This is a genomic window from Mycobacterium sp. AT1, assembly GCF_002043095.1.
Classification (GTDB): domain Bacteria; phylum Actinomycetota; class Actinomycetes; order Mycobacteriales; family Mycobacteriaceae; genus Mycobacterium.
Map to the genome: position 1 here is coordinate 83340 of NZ_MVOC01000008.1, position 18639 is coordinate 101978.

At 65.2% G+C, this 18639-nt stretch carries 18 protein-coding genes; 9 read left to right on the forward strand and 9 right to left on the reverse strand.

Annotated features, from left to right (window positions below; translation table 11 throughout):
* Window positions 1-47: 47 nt before the first annotated feature.
* The 3 genes from B1790_RS04260 (at window position 48) to B1790_RS04270 (ending at window position 2800) form a co-directional block, all read left to right on the forward strand.
* Window positions 48-590 (forward strand): TetR/AcrR family transcriptional regulator, encoded by a 543-nt coding sequence (locus B1790_RS04260; RefSeq protein WP_158083750.1) that lies wholly within the window; start codon window positions 48-50, stop codon window positions 588-590.
* The gene (locus B1790_RS04265; protein WP_079921960.1) at window positions 587-1543 is read left to right on the forward strand and encodes an alpha/beta hydrolase; all 957 of its coding nucleotides are present in this window, start codon (window positions 587-589) and stop codon (window positions 1541-1543) included. The genes B1790_RS04260 and B1790_RS04265 overlap by 4 nt, the downstream gene beginning before the upstream one ends.
* A 177-nt stretch (window positions 1544-1720) precedes the next feature.
* Window positions 1721-2800, forward strand: a complete 1080-nt coding sequence (locus tag B1790_RS04270) for an ecdysteroid 22-kinase family protein (RefSeq protein ID WP_233164927.1) — start codon at window positions 1721-1723, stop codon at window positions 2798-2800.
* Window positions 2801-2808: 8 nt separating this feature from the next.
* On the opposite strand, the gene B1790_RS04275 is transcribed toward B1790_RS04270, so the two are convergent.
* Genes B1790_RS04275 through B1790_RS04285 form a run of 3 tightly spaced genes read right to left on the reverse strand, consistent with a single transcriptional unit; the run spans window position 2809 to window position 5068 of the window.
* Window positions 2809-3852, reverse strand: coding sequence for a TIGR03857 family LLM class F420-dependent oxidoreductase (locus tag B1790_RS04275; protein ID WP_079921961.1), 1044 nt, complete (start codon window positions 3850-3852; stop codon window positions 2809-2811).
* On the reverse strand, window positions 3849-4247 hold the full coding sequence (locus B1790_RS04280; RefSeq protein WP_079921962.1) for a nuclear transport factor 2 family protein: 399 nt from the start codon (window positions 4245-4247) through the stop codon (window positions 3849-3851). Before B1790_RS04280 ends, B1790_RS04275 begins: the two co-directional genes overlap by 4 nt.
* Window positions 4244-5068: an SDR family oxidoreductase gene (locus B1790_RS04285; protein WP_079921963.1), complete on the reverse strand. Its 825-nt coding sequence runs from the start codon at window positions 5066-5068 to the stop codon at window positions 4244-4246. The genes B1790_RS04280 and B1790_RS04285 overlap by 4 nt, the downstream gene beginning before the upstream one ends.
* Before the next feature lie 49 nt (window positions 5069-5117).
* Between B1790_RS04285 and B1790_RS04290 the strand changes: the two genes are divergently transcribed.
* Window positions 5118-6224, forward strand: coding sequence for a phosphotransferase (locus B1790_RS04290; RefSeq protein ID WP_158083752.1), 1107 nt, complete (start codon window positions 5118-5120; stop codon window positions 6222-6224).
* A gap of 12 nt (window positions 6225-6236) precedes the next feature.
* On the opposite strand, the gene B1790_RS04295 is transcribed toward B1790_RS04290, so the two are convergent.
* The 4 genes from B1790_RS04295 to B1790_RS04305 all read right to left on the reverse strand — a co-directional run bounded on the left by B1790_RS04295 (window position 6237) and on the right by B1790_RS04305 (window position 10933).
* Window positions 6237-6845: a TetR/AcrR family transcriptional regulator gene (locus B1790_RS04295; protein ID WP_079921965.1), complete on the reverse strand. Its 609-nt coding sequence runs from the start codon at window positions 6843-6845 to the stop codon at window positions 6237-6239.
* Window positions 6846-7003: 158 nt separating this feature from the next.
* The gene (locus B1790_RS04300; protein WP_233164928.1) at window positions 7004-8344 is read right to left on the reverse strand and encodes an FAD-dependent oxidoreductase; all 1341 of its coding nucleotides are present in this window, start codon (window positions 8342-8344) and stop codon (window positions 7004-7006) included.
* The gene (locus tag B1790_RS35185) at window positions 8337-8609 is read right to left on the reverse strand and encodes a ferredoxin family protein (RefSeq protein ID WP_233164929.1); all 273 of its coding nucleotides are present in this window, start codon (window positions 8607-8609) and stop codon (window positions 8337-8339) included. Before B1790_RS35185 ends, B1790_RS04300 begins: the two co-directional genes overlap by 8 nt.
* Window positions 8606-10933, reverse strand: a complete 2328-nt coding sequence (locus B1790_RS04305) for a molybdopterin-dependent oxidoreductase (RefSeq protein WP_233164930.1) — start codon at window positions 10931-10933, stop codon at window positions 8606-8608. Before B1790_RS04305 ends, B1790_RS35185 begins: the two co-directional genes overlap by 4 nt.
* Before the next feature lie 89 nt (window positions 10934-11022).
* Between B1790_RS04305 and B1790_RS04310 the strand changes: the two genes are divergently transcribed.
* Window positions 11023-11469 carry a nuclear transport factor 2 family protein gene (locus B1790_RS04310; protein WP_079921967.1) on the forward strand — a complete coding sequence of 149 codons (447 nt, stop codon included), beginning with the start codon at window positions 11023-11025 and terminating at the stop codon, window positions 11467-11469.
* 40 nt (window positions 11470-11509) lie between these two features.
* A complete protein-coding gene (locus B1790_RS04315) occupies window positions 11510-12913 on the forward strand; it encodes a phosphotransferase (RefSeq protein ID WP_079921968.1) in 1404 nt (467 codons plus the stop codon).
* 34 nt (window positions 12914-12947) lie between these two features.
* Here B1790_RS04315 and B1790_RS04320 read toward each other — a convergent pair whose 3' ends face one another.
* A complete protein-coding gene (locus B1790_RS04320; protein ID WP_079921969.1) occupies window positions 12948-14021 on the reverse strand; it encodes a GGDEF domain-containing protein in 1074 nt (357 codons plus the stop codon).
* Between the two features lie 141 nt (window positions 14022-14162).
* Between B1790_RS04320 and B1790_RS04325 the strand changes: the two genes are divergently transcribed.
* On the forward strand, window positions 14163-14714 hold the full coding sequence (locus B1790_RS04325; protein ID WP_142271023.1) for a TetR/AcrR family transcriptional regulator: 552 nt from the start codon (window positions 14163-14165) through the stop codon (window positions 14712-14714).
* A 16-nt stretch (window positions 14715-14730) separates the two neighbouring features.
* Here the strand turns inward: B1790_RS04325 and B1790_RS04330 are convergent, their stop codons facing one another.
* A complete protein-coding gene (locus tag B1790_RS04330; RefSeq protein WP_142271024.1) occupies window positions 14731-15504 on the reverse strand; it encodes a hypothetical protein in 774 nt (257 codons plus the stop codon).
* 292 nt (window positions 15505-15796) lie between these two features.
* On the opposite strand from B1790_RS04330, the gene B1790_RS04335 reads away from it, so the two are divergent.
* Together B1790_RS04335 and B1790_RS04340 are read left to right on the forward strand one after the other, a co-directional pair.
* Window positions 15797-17311 (forward strand): GMC family oxidoreductase, encoded by a 1515-nt coding sequence (locus tag B1790_RS04335; RefSeq protein WP_079921972.1) that lies wholly within the window; start codon window positions 15797-15799, stop codon window positions 17309-17311.
* 127 nt (window positions 17312-17438) lie between these two features.
* Window positions 17439-18635 carry an acyl-CoA dehydrogenase family protein gene (locus B1790_RS04340; protein WP_079921973.1) on the forward strand — a complete coding sequence of 399 codons (1197 nt, stop codon included), beginning with the start codon at window positions 17439-17441 and terminating at the stop codon, window positions 18633-18635.
* Window positions 18636-18639 lie beyond the last annotated feature (4 nt).

Below are 18639 nucleotides of genomic sequence, written 5' to 3' on the forward strand. Positions count from 1 at the left end.
ACCCCCGGCGCCCCCAACCGCGGGGTGAGCAACGTCGGGCTCGTCTTTTGGCTGCACTCGAAAGACAGTTGCAGACCCAACCTTTCGAAGCGATCAGCATCGCCGGCGTCGCCGACGCTGCGGGCCTGGGGCGGTCGGCGTTCTACTTCTACTTCAGCAGCAAGCACGATGCGGTGACTCAACTCCTGGGTGACGTCTTCGACGACGAAATCACCCAGGTGGGTGCGATTCTGCGGCGGCCCGGCAATGTCGCTGTCAACATCGGCGACGCGCTGGCATTCATCGTCGATTCCTGGCGCGAGCGCGCCACGTTGCTGGCGGCGATGCTCGATGCCCGCGACGGCGATGCCGACGCGAAGCTGATCTGGGACGGCTGGATCGAGCGGTACGAGGAGTTCGCCGCCGACTTCATCGCCGTCGTCACGGCCCGCTCCGATGCCGACAGCCGAGCGCTCGCCCACGTATTGATCGCCATGAACGAACGTGCCCTCGAACGCCATCTGCGTTCGGGCGCGGGTCGCGCCGCGGCGGACCAACTGCACCAAGCGCTGGTCCATGTCTGGCAAGCAGCCCTGAGGAGGTCTCCATGACCACTGCCCCATCGGCGGCCCGGACCGCCGCCGGAGGCAATCCGCTGAGCATCACAAGTAGCGGAGTATCGTTGTCGGCCAAACACTTTCCAGCATCACACGACGAGCTTGCCTCGGCGGGCGGGCGCCCCTGCGTGGTACTGGCCCACGGCATCGGCGCCACCCAGGACAGTGGACTGCATCCCTTCGCCGAAGCATTCGCCTCCGCCGGCGCCGACGCCATCACCTTCGACTACCGGCACTTCGCCGGTTCCGGTGGCGTTCCACGCCAACTGGTCTCCATCACCGAACAGCTCCAGGACTACCAGGCCGTGGTCGACCATGCCCGCCGACTGCCCGGTGTGGATCCCGAACGCATCTTCGTCTGGGGTGTCTCCCTGTCCGGTGGGCACGTCATCCGGGTAGCGGCCAGGGACGAACGGATCGCGGGCGTTTTGTCGTTGACTCCGGCAACCGATGGGCTGCCGGTCATCGCCGGTATGGTGCGCGACCACGGGATCCGTTATGCACTGCGGGTTTCGGCACGCGGACTGGCGGACGTGGCGGCCGCGGTGCGCCACCGACCGCCAATCCTGCTGCCGGTGGTGGGCGCGCCCGGCGACCTGGCCGCGCTCAACTCCCCAGGCGCCGTGGCTGGCATGTACGCAACCGCCGGTCCGTCCTGGCGAAACGAGTTCGCGGCGCGCCTGGTCCTGACCGTCGGCGGCTACCGCCCGGGCCGCAGCGCCGGGAAGGTCCACTGCCCGGTGCTGGTCCAGATTGCCGACGGCGACCGCTCTGCGCCACCGGCCTGTGCCACCGAAGCCGCCACCAGGATGAAGGCAACCGTGCATCACTATCCCTGCGACCACTTCGACGTCTACTCCGGCGCAGCCTGGCACGGGCATGTGCTGCGCGACCAGATCGCGTTCCTTCGCCGGGTCGCCACCTCCGATGGAAGGGTCCGGGGCTGATGCGGGCGCTGCAGTTGGTCGATCCCATCGAGTGCGTGGCACTGGCCAAGGCCGGCCGGTGAGCCGAGTCCGATCTTCGTGCCACCGGGTGCCCAGTTGCCGGTTTTCGCCACGTAGGAGCCGTCGCTCACACCAAGACAACTCACCGACACGTTAATTCGCATACAGGAGAACACCATGCTGTCCACTACCGAATACACCGTGGAATCGTTGACTCCGCAACGCATCACCGCGATGTTGCGGAACTCGGACCGATTCCCGGACGCCACCGTCGCGGACGTGACGGCGTCACCGATCGGTACCGGCCAGATGGCCGCGAGCTACCGGCTCGAGCTCAGCTACGCCACCGCCGTTCCCGAGGCTCCGACCACCGTGGTCGCCAAGGTTGCCAGTGCCGACGAGGCAAGCCGCCAGATGGCTGCCACCACCGGCGCCTATCGCCGCGAGGTGCTGTTCTATCAGCGACTGACCGCCCAGGTGCGGACCCGCACGCCGGAATGCTTCCACGCCGAGATCTCCGATGACAACGTCAGATTCGTCGCCCTGCTGGAGGATATGGGCCCAGCGAAGACTGTCGAGCAGATCGGTGGTTGCACCGCGGACCAGGCAGCCCTGGCGCTGGGACAAGCAGCCGCGCTGCACGGCAGTTCGTGGCAGCGGGATTACCTCCAGCAGGAGTGGCTGCCGGTGGAGTCGGTCTGGAACATGCTCGGCGCTGCCATCCCCGCGGTCGCGGCACCGTGGTTGGACCGATTCGGCCAGTACCTCGAGCCCACACACGTCGCCGCGGTGAACCGGTTGGCCGATGAGGTCGGCACCTGGTTGGAGACGCTGCGCATCCACCGGACCTTGTGGCACGGCGATTTCCGGCTGGACAACCTGCTGTTCGACGCACAGGGCGGCGCGGTTCCGGTGGCCGTGGTGGACTGGCAGAGCGTGGCCGCCGCACCCGGTGTCATCGACGTCTCCTACTTCCTCGGCACCTCCATGACGGAGTCGGACCGAGAGAAGCACGAACGCGATCTGGTGACCGAGTACCACGGGCGGCTCTCGGCCTACGGCGTCGAGAACTATTCGTTCGAGCAGTGCTGGCGGGAGTACCGGGCGCACGCGTTGTTCGCACTGGTGCTTACGATCCCGGTCTCGATGGGTGTGCAGGCGACAGAGCGTGGTGATGCGATGTTCGGCGCAATGGCGCGACGTGCCGCCGAACAGATCATCGCCAACGACAGTTTCGACGCGCTGCGCTCACTGTAGGCGTGGGCCTAATAGGCAGCCAGGATCGGCTCCAACTCGGCGGGGGTCGCTCCGTGCAGGATGACACCGTCGGCGCCGAGCGCGAGTTGCTCGCGGACGGTGGCCACACACGACTGCGCGCTGCCCGTCGCCGCCGGTGCGGTCCACTCCGGCGGCAGCAGTGTCGCGATGTGCTCGAGCTTCTCGATGGGCGTGGTCGGGCTGTCGATTACCTGCAGTCCGCCCTTGCTGAAGCTCTGAACCACGGTGTCTGCCCGGAAGCGTTGCAGCACTTCGGGATCCCAATTGTTGGTTCGCACCAATAGGTCGCCGTAGGCCTGTAGGTAGGTGGCGAGCCGGCCGACCAGCTTGCGCAGCCGCATCTCCTCGGGGATGTGGTCACCGATGGTGGCCAGACACGACCACACCTTGACGTCATCGGGATTGCGGCCGGCACGTTCGGCGCTGGACTTCACCGTCTGGACGCATCGGGCCAGCGTCTCGTCGGTGAAGAAGGTATGCAGAATTACCTGGTCCATCACCCGGCCGGCCATCTCCAAGGAGTTCGGCGCGAAGGCAACCATGCCCATCGGGATGTCGACGTCGTAGTCCTGGCCGAGCCGCAACAGCGGATACTGCCCCATCGGGCCGTCGTGGCCGATGATGGTTTCGCCGCGGAAGAGTCTGCGCATGACGCCGACGAAATCCTCCATCTGCGCAGTCGTGATCCGCGACATCCCGAATGCATCCTGCAGCGGCGGTACGCCCCGGCCGATGCCCAGGGTGAATCGGCCGTTGCTCATGCCGTGCATGGTCAGGGCGTAGGCCGCCGTGACCATGGGGTGGCGGGTGTTGTGGTTGGTCGCACCGGTGGCGATGCCGATGGTCTCGGACACCGCGGCAGCCGCACCGGACAACGTGCAGGCCTCCTTGGTGTTGAACCGCTCGGAAAGAAATGCGTGACCCAGCCCCAGCGCTTCGGCGTGCCGAATCTCGTCGATGAGCACCCTCGGCGATTCCGGTTGTCCGCCAAGGGCATAGAAACCCAGTTCCGGCCGAATGGTCGTCGTCATACGTGTGTCTCCTTGGTCAATTCGGGCCAGCGATCATGGTCGTAGTTGCACGGGTTCCACACCTCGACGATGCGCCCCTGGTGAACTCGGAACACCTCGATCGATGACATGACATCGGCGGTGTCGTCGTGATGGACGATGTCAGCTTGGTAGACGATCGTGCAGAGTTCGTCGTCGGCGACAATGCGCAACAGGGTGAAGTGGACGTGCTTGACCGCCGCACACATGTCCCGAACGCGCTGGACCACCTGATCGTGCGTCAGTACGGTCCGACCGCCCGGTGTGTTCCGAACGAGTTCGGAACCGATGATCTCCTCGGCGACGGCATAGTTCTGGTCGTTCCACAGCTCGTAGTTGTAGCGTTCGACGACCGTCCTCGGACTTGCCGCACTCATCGGGCCACCGTCGATCGCTGCTTACGACGCAGATCCCGGGCCAGCAGGCTGGTCAGCGCGCGTGGGGCGTCGACCAGGTACGAGCTGGCACCGATACGCCTGGGAAGCCGCACCGACAGTCGTCCGTGCTCGATGGCCGCAAGCGTTGCGCTGGTGATCTCTGCCGGTGTGATCAGCCTGCTCAGGTGCAGCCGGTACATCCGTTGCACCAACGCGGTGAAGACCTCATCGGTGCGCCCTTTCTCCATCAGCCCGGTATCGGCCACCTCGCCGATCTCAACCTTCGTGAAACCGACTGGGCTGTCATGAAACTCGGCGGCCAGGTTGACCGTGAGATGGGTGATGAACGCCTTGGTCGCCGCATAGACGGAAAGATTGGGCGGGCAGATGATCCCGCCGATGGACGATACGTTGACAACGTGGCCGCGACCCCGCTCCGCCATCCGCGGTACCGCCTGACGCGTCAGCTCCACCACTGCGTGGACGTTCAGATCCAGAATGAAATCCAATGTCTCGGAGGTCATTTCATCGAAGCGGCCGATCTTCTCATCGCCGGCATTGTTGACCAGGATGTCGATCGGCCCGTCGGCCTCGACGCGATCCAGCAGTCCTGCGACAGCCGCGTGATCGGTGAGATCGGTGGGGTACGCCTTGGCGCCGAGTTCCTCGGCCAACGCGGACAACTCCTCGGATGGACGGGCCACCAGGGCCAGAGTCGCGCCCGAGCGTCGCAGTCCGCGAGCCAGGTCGGCTCCGATCCCCCGGCTGGCGCCTGTGACGAGTGCGCGGCTGCCCGCGACCTTCAATCGATGTGTAACCATGGCCACATTCTTACTTGCTTGTGCGCAAGTTAACAACTACTTTTCTAATATGACTTCAACAATCTCCCGCTTCCCTCGCGCCGCCTCCGAGTTGACCGCCGACTGGCTGACCGACGTCCTCGCCTCCAGTGGCGCCTTCGCGCCGGGTACCCGCATCCGAAACGTTCGGCTGGATCGCATCGCCGAGGGGGTTGGCTTCGCTTCCTTCCTTTACCGGGCCCACCTGGACCTCGACGGTGACGGCCCGGCAACGGTCATCATCAAGTGGCCGACCGACTACCCAGCCTTTCTCGAGCTGGCCAAGTCGATCCAGCTCTACAACCGTGAGGTGGCGTTCTACAGCGATGTGGCGCCTGTCGCCCCAGTCAGTGCACCGCGGGCCTACTTCGCCGCGATCGAGGATGACAGCACCGACTTCGTCATCGTGATGGAAGACCTCGCAGGACTCGAAAACGCCGACCACCTCGTAGGTTTGAGCATCGACCGCGCGCGGGCCGTGCTGGACGAGCTGGCCAAGTTCCACGCCTGGGGCTGGGACACGAAGCCGACTGCCGCCAAGAGCCCGGCCTTCCTGGCGATCGACGACGCTCGCATGGCGGGTCTGTTCGGTGTTGGGACCGGTGCCGGCTGGCCGATCTACACCGAGCATGGCCGCGCCAGCGCCCCCGAGGGATTGGCCGACATCCTTGAGCGGTACGCCGCCCTGGCCCCCGGCCTGCTCGGGGCGCTCACGGAACCGGCGACGCTGGTCAACGGCGACCTACGCGCCGACAACCTCTTCTTCGGTGAATCCGGGCCGCATGTCACCGTCGACTATCAGTTCGCCGGTCGCGGTTGCGGCATGTGGGACGTGGCATATCTCGTCGGACAGGGACTGACGCCTCAGGAGCGCGACGGACGCGAGCGGGAGCTGGTCACCCGGTATCTCGCGGCCCTGGCCGACTCGGGTATCGACTATCCGTTCGACCAGGCCTGGCGGCAGTTCCAGATCGCCGTCGTCGCGCAAATCGCCCTGCCACTGCTCGCCATGCTGTCCTGGGACACCCAGAATGCGAGAGGCCAAGAGCTACTTCAGGTCCTGATGGAACGCAGCTTTGCAATCATCGCCGACACCGACGCGGTGAAGGCTGTGCGGGCGCTGCCGACGACTACCTGACCGCAACGAGACTCACGACCGGGTCAGCCGTGCAATGAGGCGGTCGTGCCAGCGCGTCAGCACACCTTCGAAGTCGACGGCACCCGGGTCGAGAACCCACGCATAGGCGTACCCGATCGCGGTGGCGCTCATCTCCGCGGCGAACTCGTCGGCATCGCACGTGCCCAAAATGGAGCCGTCGGCTTGACCGTCGATCACCGCGCGACAGGTACCGTCCTTCACCTGCGCGAGCCAGCCCGCGACACGCTCTCTGAGCATGTCCTCGTTGTGCAGCGCTTCGAAATTCAAGCTGAGCACCGCGCGCAACAAACGCGGATCCTCGGATGCGAAATCCCGCAACGCCAGAATCGGTGCCAGCACCCGTTGCAAGCCGGGCGTCCCGAGCTGTTGCTGCACATAGATGCGGTCTTCGTAGTCCTGCAGGATCGACTCGAGCAGCGCTTCCTTGGATCCGAACCGCTCCCGCACCATCGCTCGGCTGTAGCCGGCCCGAATACCGATCTCCTGGGCCGTGGTATTGAGGTAGCCCTTCTCGGCGATCAGCTCGATGGCCGCTTCGGCGAGCCGGCGCGAAGACTCCTCGACGCGTTCGCGCTGCGAACGGCGCGACGGGACGCTCATCGTGTCCCGGCCGGAACTTCGACCTGGGCGCGCGACCGGCACGACGAATGCCGGTTGGCCGTCATTTGCGAGCGAGCCCCTACTTGCACGTGCGCAAGTTTACCGACCGCGGTCGACATCGGGTCGCACGGTAACCAACCCGGCCAGCCAGGCGACCCTCAGCCGTGCGCCACTTCCAGTAGTTCCGATCGAGCTGTCACCTTCAGTCGCGGGCGTTGCGCGGCGCGCCCCTGGGCTTTCTCGTGCGCATCGATCTCACGCCAGTGGTGCCATCCCACCGGCTGCGCGCCGCGAGAGATCAGTGCTTCCAGCACTTCCCCGTGCGAAAGCGGTTGACGGCCACCGATCAGGCCAGAGTTGACGTCCTCGAACAAGGAGCCCACCGTCTCCCGTGCACACCACTTGTTGGTGCCGATAACCCCCGATGGGCCACGCTTTATCCAGCCGGTGACATAGGCGCCTGCGCAATCCTGGACCCGGCCACCTACGTTGGGGATGATCTTCGCGGCGTCGTCGAACGGCAGTCCCGGGATGGCAACCGACGCATAGCCGATCGCAGCTATCACCAGACCGGTATCGAGAACGGTGGACTGACCGCCGGTCGACGTCAGCTCGACGGCTGTGACGAAATCCGATCCGATGATTCGAGACGGCTTGTGCCCAAACATGAATCGGATACGCCGCGACAACCCGCGCGGCTCTCGCGAAAGAAGCTCGGCGATCAGGCGCTTCCGCCGGGCCCCGGCCGCCGTCGTCGCCGGTTGGTCGTCGGTTCGCAACTCGGCGCCGTCGACCATGACGTCGACGGTGTCGAGCGCCAGGAGCTCCTCGAGTTCGGGGTTGGTGAACGCCGCCTGCTCCGGCCCGCGCCGGCCGACGATGACCACCTCCCGAATCGCAGAGGTCCGCAAGGCGGTTTCGGCGTGCGCAGCGATGTCGGTGCGTGCGGCATCCTCGGGCGACATGCTCAACACGCGGGCAACGTCGAGGGCGACATTGCCGTTGCCGATCACTACGGCACGTTCACCACGCAAAACGGGCCCGCCACCGGCATGGTCGGGGTGCCCGTTGTACCAGGCGACGAAGTCGTGCGCGGTGCACGAGCCCGCCAGCTCAGCTCCCGGCACGTCGAGTCTGCGCCCCTCGTGAGCACCTACCGCATACACGACCGCGTCGTACCACTGTGCGAGTTCGTCGGCGGTGACGTCGCGATCCACCTCGATATTTCCGATGAACCGCACACCGTCACGCGTGGCGATCTCGTCGAAGGCGTTCGCCACGTCCTTCTTCTGCGGGTGGTCGGGCGCGACCCCACTGCGTATCAGCCCCCACGGCGTGGGAAGTCGGTCGTAGACGTCCACTTCCACCCGCCGCGGTGCACGCGACACGAGAGTGCCGTTCATCCAGGTGCCTGCGGGGTGTTCCGCGAGATGCCCCGCGGCGTACATACCGCTGGGGCCGGCTCCCACCACGGCCACCCGGAGCGACCGGTTACCCACGGCTGCCGGCGAATTCGTAGTACTCGGCATTCACGAGCTCCAGTTTCCTGGCCAGTCCGGCAGCCAGATCAGCAGTGTCCGATACCGCACCGACCGGGCACGCCTCGACGCACGCGGCGCAATCGACGCACGTCGCCGGGTCGATGTAGAGCTGCTCGGCTGTCATGAAATCCGGCTCGTCAGCTGTGGGGTGAATGGAGTTGGCGGGGCATACCTCTACGCACGAGTAGTCCGAGACACACGATCCGGCTATCACGAAGGTCATGACAAGTCACCACTTTCGGTTCCATGCGACGAGGTGGCCAGGGTGCCGACGAGATCTGCCCGGCGCACCTCGACGTGGATCCCGTTGAGCCACGCGTTGCCGGAGGCGCGGTCCGCCGACGCCGCATCCGTGGGGACCAGATCGTTGTACCTGCCGCCTCCGGCGTCCCGGGCGCGACGCCAACCGCTGCCGGCGGCGTGACCCCAATGGGCCGGCATTCCTACGGATCCCGCCATGACATCGGTGGTCACGTTGACAGTGGCGATCGTCTTGCCCCACGGCGAGGCGATCTCGGCCTGCGACCCGTTGGGCAGGTCGCGGGCCTGCGCATCGTCTGGATGGATACTCAGCCGGCACGTTCGTCCGCCCGCCATCAGCTTCGGCACATTGTGCAGCCACGAGTTCTGGGAGCGCAGTTCGCGAATGGTGAACAGCCGCAGGGGAAATCCATCGTCGAATTCAGCGTCGGGGGCCGCACCCAGTCGTCGCATCTCCTCGGCGATGAGGGCATGAGCCAGGTGTACCTTGCCGTCGCGGGTGTGGATCCGCTTCTTGAGCCGACCGACCCGCGGAAGCTCCGCGTACCGATGCGACACACCGTCTTTCATCAGCTTGCGACGGCTGAACCCCTTCCGCCGCAAGCCGAACAGGTCGCCCTGGGGTCCGAGCCTGATCGCAAGATCACAGGTGATGTGCGGCGGCATCCGCAGTCCGAGCCGGCCCAGCAGTTGCGCGCCGGGAGCCGGAGACGGTACCAAGTCGATCTGCCGGCAGATCTGATCGAGGATCCACCAGTCGGGCTTGGATTCCCCGCGTGGTGCCACCACGGCATCGGACCATTGCACGTTGGGCCTGGTGGCGTGCAGTTGGGAGAAGAGCGGAAATCCGTCGCGCTCCAGCATCAGCGTCGGCGGGAGGATGTAGTCGGCGAAGCGGCTCGAATCGTTGACGTAGGGGTCGAGCGCGACGAAAAGGTCCAGCTGCTGGACTGCCTCTTCGAGTGGGCCGGGCGAGGTCTGGACGAAGTTGGACATCACCGATACGAGGGCGCGCAGCCGGCCCTCGCCGGGTGTCTGTATCTCGCGGGCCAGGGTGATGAGCGGTGCCTGGTCGAGCACTTCGGGCAGGTTGTCGACCCGGGTCCGCCACCGGTCGAAACCGTTGCCCTTCATCAGCTTCATCAATCTCTCGGCGTCGAAGTACGGTTGCGAGAACACCATGCCACCTCGGCGGTCCAGGTTCCCGGTGACGACAGCCAGACAGTCCAACAGGAACTTGGTGAGCGTGGAGAACTGGCCGAGCGATGCCCCGCAGCGGCCGTAGATCGCCGCGGTGCGGGCTGCGGCGAGATCCCGGGCCAGGCTATGGATGGTCTCCAGATCGACACCCGATTCGGTTGCCGCACGGGGCATGTCGAGATCAGTGACCAGCGCGCACAACGCTGCGTAACCGGTGGTGTGCTCGCCGATGAAGGCGCGGTCGACGAGATTCTCCAGGATCATCACGTGCAGCAAGGCGGCCAGGAACCAAGGGTCACCGCCGGGACGGATCGCGATGTGCTCACCGAGCTTCGCCGTCTCCGTGCGGCGCGGATCGACGACGACCAATCGACCGCCGCGGGCCACGAGATCGTGCAAGTGATCCTGCACGCGCCCAAAGGTTCCCATCGACCCGTGCGACACCAGCGGATTCGCACCAATGATCAGGGCGAAGTCGGTGTTCTCGAAGTCCGGCAGCGGTGTGCACAACGTGCTGCCGTACAACAGCTCGTTGGCGACGAAGTAGTTGTTGATGTCCACCGAGCCGGCCGAATAGAGGTGCTGCGTCTTCAGCGCCTTTGCCATGCCCGCGACCGTCAGGAAGGCGCCATAGTTGTGCGCCACCGGATTGCCTTCGATCAGGCCGACCGCCTTGGTACCGTGCTCAGCGACGATCCCCCGCAGTCGCTGACCGATTCCCGCAAGCGCGGCATCCCAGCTGATAGGGCGAAACGAACCGTCGGCTTGCCGCTCCAAGGGCGTGGTCACCCGGTCGGGATCGGACAACACGGCACCAAATGCCAGCCCCTTGGCGCATGCGAAGCCCGCACTGGCGGGATGCTCGGGATCGGGACTCAGCGACTGTAGGCGACCGTCTTTCACCGTCGCGATCAATCCGCACGCCGCCTCACAGACCGAACACCACGTCCGCTTGTGAACTACATCGCTGTCGGCTGCTAGTGTGGCCTGATTCACGTTTTCAAATGTAGCATAGATTTTGCTTTCGACACCGGCTGATGTCGGTCGAATTGGCACCGGGAACTGCCGTTCAACCGTCGCAGACACGGGGTCGCCCCACGGCCAGCCGACATGCATGAGTCCGGCGATTTGAATGCAAAGTCAAAATAATTCCTGCGATCGAAGGACCTGCCGTCATGACCACTCCCCACCCGACAGACGACCTCGATCACTATGCCGCCGCATACTCCACCGCGTGGACGAAAGATCCTGCCGGCCTACTCGAATTCTTCGATCCGGCGGGGACTTACTCCGATATGGCCATGGGTACGACCTACACCGGGCACGACGATATTGCGCGCTTTCACCGGTGGATGCTGAAGTTCGCGCCGGACTCGGTCATCGAGTTCCTCGCACCCGCCGCCCGCGACGGCGTGCTCTACCTCGAATGGGTGTGGGGTGGATCCTTCGAAGGCTCGCTCCGGCTGGCCGACGGCTCGCTCATCCCGTCGAACGGGCAGCGCTTCAGCGTCCCCGGGATCGCCGCCTGCCGCTTCGGGGAAGACGGCAAGCTGACCAGCCATCGCGACTTCTGGGATATCGCCCAGATGATCACCCAGCTGAACGCACAATCACAGGCCTGACGAGATCTGCCGAAACTTCTTTTGCACCAAAGGATTCGATATGACAGTCGACAGTGTGACCGACACGTGGCAGGCACTGCCGGCTCCGTGGCCCCGCCTTTTCGCGTGGGTCGAAGAGCTGACCGGCGGCCGGGTCATATCCTGGCGCCGCCAAGCGCGATGGCGTCCGGCGTGGTTCCTCACCGTCGAGGTCGACGGCGCGCGACGCGAACTGTATGCCCGTTGCCAGCGTGAGGAGTCCATGCCGTGGACGCAAACACTCTCGCTGCGCCGCGAATACGAGATCATGCGCGTCCTGCACGACAACGGCGTCGCGGTGCCCACCCCGTTGGGCTTCTGCACCGAGCCCGAATCGATCCTGATGGAGTCGATCCCGGGCCGGGACCGCTTCGACGAGCAAGATGACGCTGCGACCCGCAGCACCGTCATCAACGATTACGTCGCCCGGCTCGCCGACGCGCATCGCCTGGACCCGGCGCTGTTCCAAGCCATCGGCCTGTCGCGTCCGGCAACTCCCCGCGATATCGGCTACATGGGCTTCGGCCTTTCGGAGAAGTGGTACCGGGAGATCAAGCCGGGCCCGGATCCGACGATCGAATTCATCGTGTCGTGGCTGCACAGGCACGTGCCGATGCATCGCGAGCAGACGTCGTGGATTCATTTCGACGCAGGGCAGTTTCTTCATGCCGACAACCGGGTGACAGCACTCATGGACGTCGAATTCTCCTGCCTGGGTGATCCGTTCGCAGATCTGGGCGCCATGCGCATGCGCGACACGGCCCAACCCATCGGAGATCTCACCGCGGCCTATGCGGCCTACGCAGAAGCTGCCGGTCAACCGATCGACCGCAGTGTGGTCAACTTCCATGCGGTGCGCTTCGCGCTCCTGACACCCATGTTGTCAGCGGCCACGCGTGCCGATCCACCGGCGGAATTCGATCTGGCCCAGTGGCAGGCCTGGTCCCTGATGTCCTTCATGATCTGCCTGCAGATCATCGCCGAAGAAGGCGGCTACTCGCTCGATCCACCGCCGGTGGTGACGTCGGCGACCCCACGCAACGACCCGGGCTTCGTCTCCGTCGAGCGCATCCTCGCCGACGTCCTGGACGACCTGGATCCCGATGACCACGTGGCCTTCCGCCTCGCGATCGTGCGCGACCTGCTGCCGGGCCTGCACCGCAGCGCCAAGGCATCGGCGTCGGTGGAGGACGCTGATCGCGAGGACGAAAAGCAGTTGCTCGGAGTGCGCCCGGACGATTGGCGAGACGCCGACCGGCGGCTTGAGAAGTTCGTCGCCGAGCATGGCGCCGAACGGGAACGCGATATCGTCCGCCTGCTCAGCCGCCGCGTCCGCCGCCAGATCGAGCTCATCGAGCACGGGATGCGCGATGTCCGCGGTTTCCGCGTGCAACCAATCGACTGGTCGGCGGTACCGACAATCTGACGTTCGTTGATCGTGCGCTCGGCGGACCACGAACCTAGTCACAGTGACGCGCGCGGTTACCGCCTGCGGCCTTGGCCGCATACATCGCCGCGTCCGCACCCGATGCCATCCGGGACAGCAACTGCTGCGGACTGCCCAGGGCGGTCTCCGCACACACGTCGATGCTGGCTACACCGACGCTTGCGGTGACGTCGAACGGCAATGCGGCGATGGCTTCGCACATCGCTTGAGATATGACGTGCGAATGCCTCGGCTGCAGGGACGTGTCGGCGATGCCGAATTCCTCCCCGCCGATTCGGCCCACCACCGCATCCTCGCTGCAACTTTCGAGTAGCGCCCGGGCGACTGCAGCCAGCGCTTGGTCACCGACAAGGTGCCCACACCGGTCATTGAGTTGTTTGAAGCGGTCGAGGTCGACGACCGCCACCACGAAGACGCCACCCTCATCGCCGATGGCACGCAACAGCTGCTCTGCGCGGAGCAGAAATGCCCGACGGTTCCACAAGCCGGTGAGCGGGTCTCGATCCGCCAGGACGACGTCGGGTCCGATGATCCGACTGGTCATGTGCAGTCCGACGGGCGCGGCCAGGTTCACCGACACCATCAGCCACCACGCCGCGAGCGCACTGCTCAGACCGGCTGAGGGAATGAGCCGGTAAGCCTCGATGCTCGCGACCGCGGCGGCACAGAGCACGTTGTAGACCACGACCGGGGCCGCGTAGAAGAAAGCAATGTGCACGGCCAGCGCGGCCAGCGCAGTGCAACCCAAAAGACCGGCCACCGGCGCGGATTGGGCGAGTGCGGCCACAGCGATGGCTGTAGTCGAACCCATGGCGAACGCGATTGCGTGCCGGCGCGACGGCCAGCCGACCATCCATAGCAAGGCGCCGGCGGCACCTATCAGACTGGCCACCGCAGCGCACGTCACCGCCACGGTGCCCTCGGGGCCAGAGGGGCTCCAGATCGACGCAGCCACGATGATGCTCAGCGATGCGGCGATTCCGGCGACACGAAGCCGCATCGCCAACGCCATCCCGCGAGCTTCCAAGTAGGAGGACAGCTCACCGTACTGATCGGGCCGGCGCCACCACGAAACGAACCCGCTCACACACCCCCCGATGCCGACTACGGCTGGTGTCAGCGCGTACAAGCTCGACTCACTATACGATCAGGCAACCGCCGACCACCTCGGAACGGTTGATTCGTCATACGATGGCCGCCTCAGAACAGCCGAATTCAAGGAGTGAGCGTGGCGCCAGGAAACGCCACCCCGGACAGATATTTTGGGGCCGCCCTCGACATATTGACCGAGAACGGCTCTGGAGACCTGACGATGACCGCGCTGCACCGGCGGTTGAAGGTATCCAGCGGGTCGTTCTACCACTTCTTCCACGGTTGGGGCGATTTCGTCGCGCAGTTTCTCGACAGCTGGATCGCGCAGACCGCCGCGATATCAGCCAAGGCGCAACAGGAGTCCGCCCCCTTCGACCGCCTCGAGATCCTGCGACGACTCGCCGCCTCGGTGCCACACGCCGCTGAGGTAGCCATCCGCACCTGGAGCGCGACGGACCCGGCGGTGACGACAGCCCAGCGTCACGTCGACGCCCAGCGGTTGGCGATCATTCGCGAGGCCGTCGCCGCCGCCGGGGTGACCGATGCTCGAGCGGACCTCCTGGCACGACACGGCCTGAGCATCATCGTCGGCTGGCAGCAGCTCAGTGATCCGTTCGACGCGGATGTGCTCGATGAGATGCTTGGTCAGTTCATCGAGCTGGTGCGCGGCTGCGCGTCAGACGTCTGAGTCCTTCAGACGCTGCTCACGCCGAGGTTGTCATCTCGGTTTCGAGAGTCCGTAATGCCTTGAGCGCGTAGGGCGTAACAATGGCGATCAGCACGAAGAACATGACGAACACCGCCCAGAAGCTAATGAGGCCGTGCCACGCGAACGGACCGTCGGTGAAGAACGGAACGAAGACGAGCGGAAAGTAGGTGGCGGCGACGAGGAAGGCAACCCATGCGACCCAGCGGGGGAACAATGGGATTGGCCGTCGGTCACGCAGGATCGCCAGACCAAGAGCGACGCTCTGCAGAACCGAGCACATGAACGTGAGATCGAAGAAGATCCAACCAAAATCGTAGAACAACTGGATTGACCCATCGGTGCGCGTGCCGGCCCGCAGCGCTGCGGTCAACCAGATCGTCGGCGGCACGAGGGTGACGATGGCGGTGAGGAGACCACCGAGTAGTTCGACGGTGGACAGCACCCCCATCGGACCCTCGATTCGGCCAATGATCTTCGACAGGGCCGCACTCCACACGAAGTAGAACGGCGCACCCATCGCCATCATCACCATGCCGATGCGAATGGCCGTCTCGTGCTCACGAAAGTAGGCCGCGATGTCGACGGCGCCCAGGTATTCGCCTGGCGGGGGCCAGAAGCCGGCCAGCACCGCGAATCCGAGCAGTCCGAGCCCGCAGTAGACAACTACCGACCACGTCGCCACGCGCAGCATTCGGAAATCTGCTTTTAGCACACTCTCGTCGGAGCCTGCGACGTCGCTCTCCGCCGTGACGTCAAGACTGGGTGCCATTGGGCGCTCCTCTCGGGCAGCTGAACCGAAATGTGTTCGGCGCGGTGATGCCGATCACCATAGAGCACTCTATGGTGATCGGTCCAGCAGCGGTGATCGAGGTGGCACGGCGAGCCCTGGCGGACCGGTGAAAGATCGCTTTCAGAATGCGGCCGATGTCTGCCGACCACTTCTGGAGATCGCCAAAAACACGTTTCGAATCCATGTTAAATTATGACTTCTGCGTCACCGACCGGCGGTGTTGACCATCGTCGTGGGCCCGGCGCCATTCACGCGTTGAGGAGAGGTCGACATGACACCGGAGTACACCGCGGACTACATCGTGGTCGGTGCGGGATCGGCCGGATCGATCATCGCGAGCCGACTGGCGGCGGCGGGCGCGAGCGTGACCGTGGTGGAAGCGGGCGGTACCGATCGACGCCCCGACGTGGCCCTCCCACTGGGGATCGCCTCGCTCTATCTGACGGCCAACTGGAAGTACCCCACCGCACCGGAACCGGGTAAGGACGGAAAGGCAAGCGCCTTTGCCAGCGGGCGAATCGTCGGCGGAAGCGGATCCATCAATGCGATGGTCTACGCCCGGGGCCGACGGGCCGACTACGACGGCTGGGCGCAAGCCGGGGCGGCTGGCTGGTCCTACCGCGACACACTCCCCCACTTCAAGGCGCTGGAGAGCTGGGTCGGCGGTGCCGACGAGTACCGCGGCGACTCCGGGCCCATCGCGGTGTCCTGGTGCGGTCATCACCACGAGGTCGACGGTGCCTTCATCCAGTCAGCTGTGGACGCCGGTCACCGCCTCAACCCGGATCCCAACGGTGCCGACCAACTGGGGGTGGCGCGCAGCCAGGTGAACCAGCGGCGAGGCTATCGCAGCTCATCGGGCCGGGAATTCCTCCGCCGACTCCCCCGTGAGCAGCGTCCCCGTGTCCTGACCCGGGCCACCGCCACGGGCGTGGTTGTCGAGAACGGGCGGGCCGTCGGCGTTCGCATCGGTGACCGCGTCATCAGGGCACGCCAAGAAGTCGTGTTGTGCGCCGGCGCAATCGGATCTGCGGCGTTGTTGATGAACTCCGGCATCGCCGCGGGCGGAAGCGTCGCCGACCTGCCAGGAGTCGGCGAGAACTTTCATGACCACCTGGTTGTCTCCCAGTGCTGGGCATCGAAGGTGCCGACGATCAACAGCATGGGCCCGATCGGCGCCTCCAAGGCTCTTCGCGAATTCTTCACCCGCGGTGAGGGTCCGATGACCACCACCCCATTCGAAGCCCAAATCTTCACCGAGGACTTGCAGATCGCGGTGACCCCAATGCGATACGAGCTCAATCCCGTAACCGGCCGAGCCGTGATAAGACGCGCCAACGCCTTCACTGCCTACACCGTGCTGATGCATCCCGAGGGCCGCGGGCGGGTCGGCGTTCGCAACGGCACACCGTATATCGAATTCGACCGATTGGGGCACCCTGAGGACGTGCGCAGGCTCCTGGAAGGTGCGGAGTTGACCCGCGATCTCATCGAATCCCAATCGGCCATGCGCGGGGTGACGGGCGCCAATCTGACCCCGATCGAAGACGACGCGCGCCGCTGGCTGTCGACCGTCGAAGGCAGCATCTATCACGCGGTCGGCACCTGCCGGATGGGAACCGATGACGGGTCTGTCGTCGGCCCGGACCTGCGCGTGCACGGCGTCGAGGGTCTACGCGTCGCCGATGCCTCGGTGATACCAGCCATCACCTCCGGTAACACCAACGCCCCCACCATGATGATCGCCTTTCGCGCAACCGATTTCATTCTCGATCGCCGTTCGTGAAACCTCGGCGAGTTTCGGCTGCAATTCCCGCCCAAATTTCACGAACGCCGCTAGGCAAGAGGAGGACCCAATGACGTCGGCTGACACTCTGCCACCTGTACCCGCGGTGCCGAGGACTCAAGACCGCATGTCACACGATGTGTGGCTACCGGATGAGATCGTCGAGTTGCGCGCGCAGGCCCGGGCCGCGGTGGAAAAGCAGCTGGCTCCCCGGGCGCGGGAGATCGGGCAGCGGGAGGAATCCCGCGACAGTTTTCCCTGGGATGCCTTTCGCGGACTGGCCGACGAAGGACTGTTCGCCGTGCCCTTTGGCTCCGATTTCGGCCGGGGCCTGCAGCATCCGATGCTCGGCACGTGCACCGTCACCGAGGAGATCGCCTACCATTCGTCGTCGATGGCCGGCGTGTACGACGGTCAGTGCATTCTGGTTCCGCAGACCCTGACCTATGCCAGCGACGCCCTGCGTACCCGGTTGATCCCGGAATTGATCAGCGGCCGAACGGCGTTCTCGTTCGCGACCACCGAGCCCGAGACCAGCTCCGATCTGACCGCCGAACGGATGCAGACCGTCGCCGAGGAGACCCGCGAAGGCTTCGTCGTGAACGGCCGAAAGCGGTGGATCACCAACAGCATTGTGGCCGGCTGGGTTTCGGTGCTGGTACGTGCCGGCGCCGGGAGCAACCGGGCCACGATGCTACTGGTCGACCTATCCTCACCCGGCGTACGAATTGGTGCACCCGACCTCAAGATGGGACACCGCGGTCAGATCACCGCCGATATCGTGTTCACCGATGTCGTCGTCCCGCACGAGAATCTCCTAGGTGCCGCGGGCGGCGGGCTCGGTGTCGCATTGTCGGCACTCGTGCGCGGCCGGATCGGGATCGGCGCTGCCGGGGTCGGAGTGGCGCAAGCCGCCCTGGACCTCGCCGTCCAACGACTGCGGACCCGGCAGGTCTTCGGCGGCCCGCTGGGCGCGATGCAGCACTGGCAATTCACCATGGCCCAGCGCGCCACCGAAATCGAGTGTGCCCGCACCTTGTATCAGAAGGCGGCGACCCTGCTCGACCGTGGTGACCGCAGCGCCGAACCTGAAGCGGCCATGGCGAAGGCCTACGGCACCCGCCTGGCCAACGACCTGGTGCGCGAAGCCATCCAGATCCACGGCGCAGTGGGCTTCGCCCGGCAGGTCGCGGAATCCGGCGAGTCCGTCCGACTCGAAGAAATGTACCGGGACGCCAAGATTCTCGAAATCTTCGAAGGCGCAAACGAACTCCAGCAGTGGATCATCGCTCGTCAGCTCATTGGGCGTGACGTGACGGGCTGAAACC

Excerpts from the sequence above, each read along its gene's own strand:
- B1790_RS04265 (WP_079921960.1), top strand. The coding sequence starts at position 587 with ATGACCACTGCCCCATCGGCGGCCCGGACCGCCGCCGGAGGCAATCCG.
- B1790_RS04270 (WP_233164927.1), top strand. The coding sequence starts at position 1,721 with ATGCTGTCCACTACCGAATACACCGTGGAATCGTTGACTCCGCAACGC.
- B1790_RS04275 (WP_079921961.1), bottom strand. The coding sequence starts at position 3,852 with ATGACGACGACCATTCGGCCGGAACTGGGTTTCTATGCCCTTGGCGGA.
- B1790_RS04280 (WP_079921962.1), bottom strand. The coding sequence starts at position 4,247 with ATGAGTGCGGCAAGTCCGAGGACGGTCGTCGAACGCTACAACTACGAG.
- B1790_RS04285 (WP_079921963.1), bottom strand. The coding sequence starts at position 5,068 with ATGGTTACACATCGATTGAAGGTCGCGGGCAGCCGCGCACTCGTCACA.
- B1790_RS04290 (WP_158083752.1), top strand. The coding sequence starts at position 5,118 with ATGACTTCAACAATCTCCCGCTTCCCTCGCGCCGCCTCCGAGTTGACC.
- B1790_RS04295 (WP_079921965.1), bottom strand. The coding sequence starts at position 6,845 with ATGAGCGTCCCGTCGCGCCGTTCGCAGCGCGAACGCGTCGAGGAGTCT.
- B1790_RS35185 (WP_233164929.1), bottom strand. The coding sequence starts at position 8,609 with ATGACCTTCGTGATAGCCGGATCGTGTGTCTCGGACTACTCGTGCGTA.
- B1790_RS04310 (WP_079921967.1), top strand. The coding sequence starts at position 11,023 with ATGACCACTCCCCACCCGACAGACGACCTCGATCACTATGCCGCCGCA.
- B1790_RS04315 (WP_079921968.1), top strand. The coding sequence starts at position 11,510 with ATGACAGTCGACAGTGTGACCGACACGTGGCAGGCACTGCCGGCTCCG.
- B1790_RS04330 (WP_142271024.1), bottom strand. The coding sequence starts at position 15,504 with ATGGCACCCAGTCTTGACGTCACGGCGGAGAGCGACGTCGCAGGCTCC.
- B1790_RS04335 (WP_079921972.1), top strand. The coding sequence starts at position 15,797 with ATGACACCGGAGTACACCGCGGACTACATCGTGGTCGGTGCGGGATCG.
- B1790_RS04340 (WP_079921973.1), top strand. The coding sequence starts at position 17,439 with ATGTCACACGATGTGTGGCTACCGGATGAGATCGTCGAGTTGCGCGCG.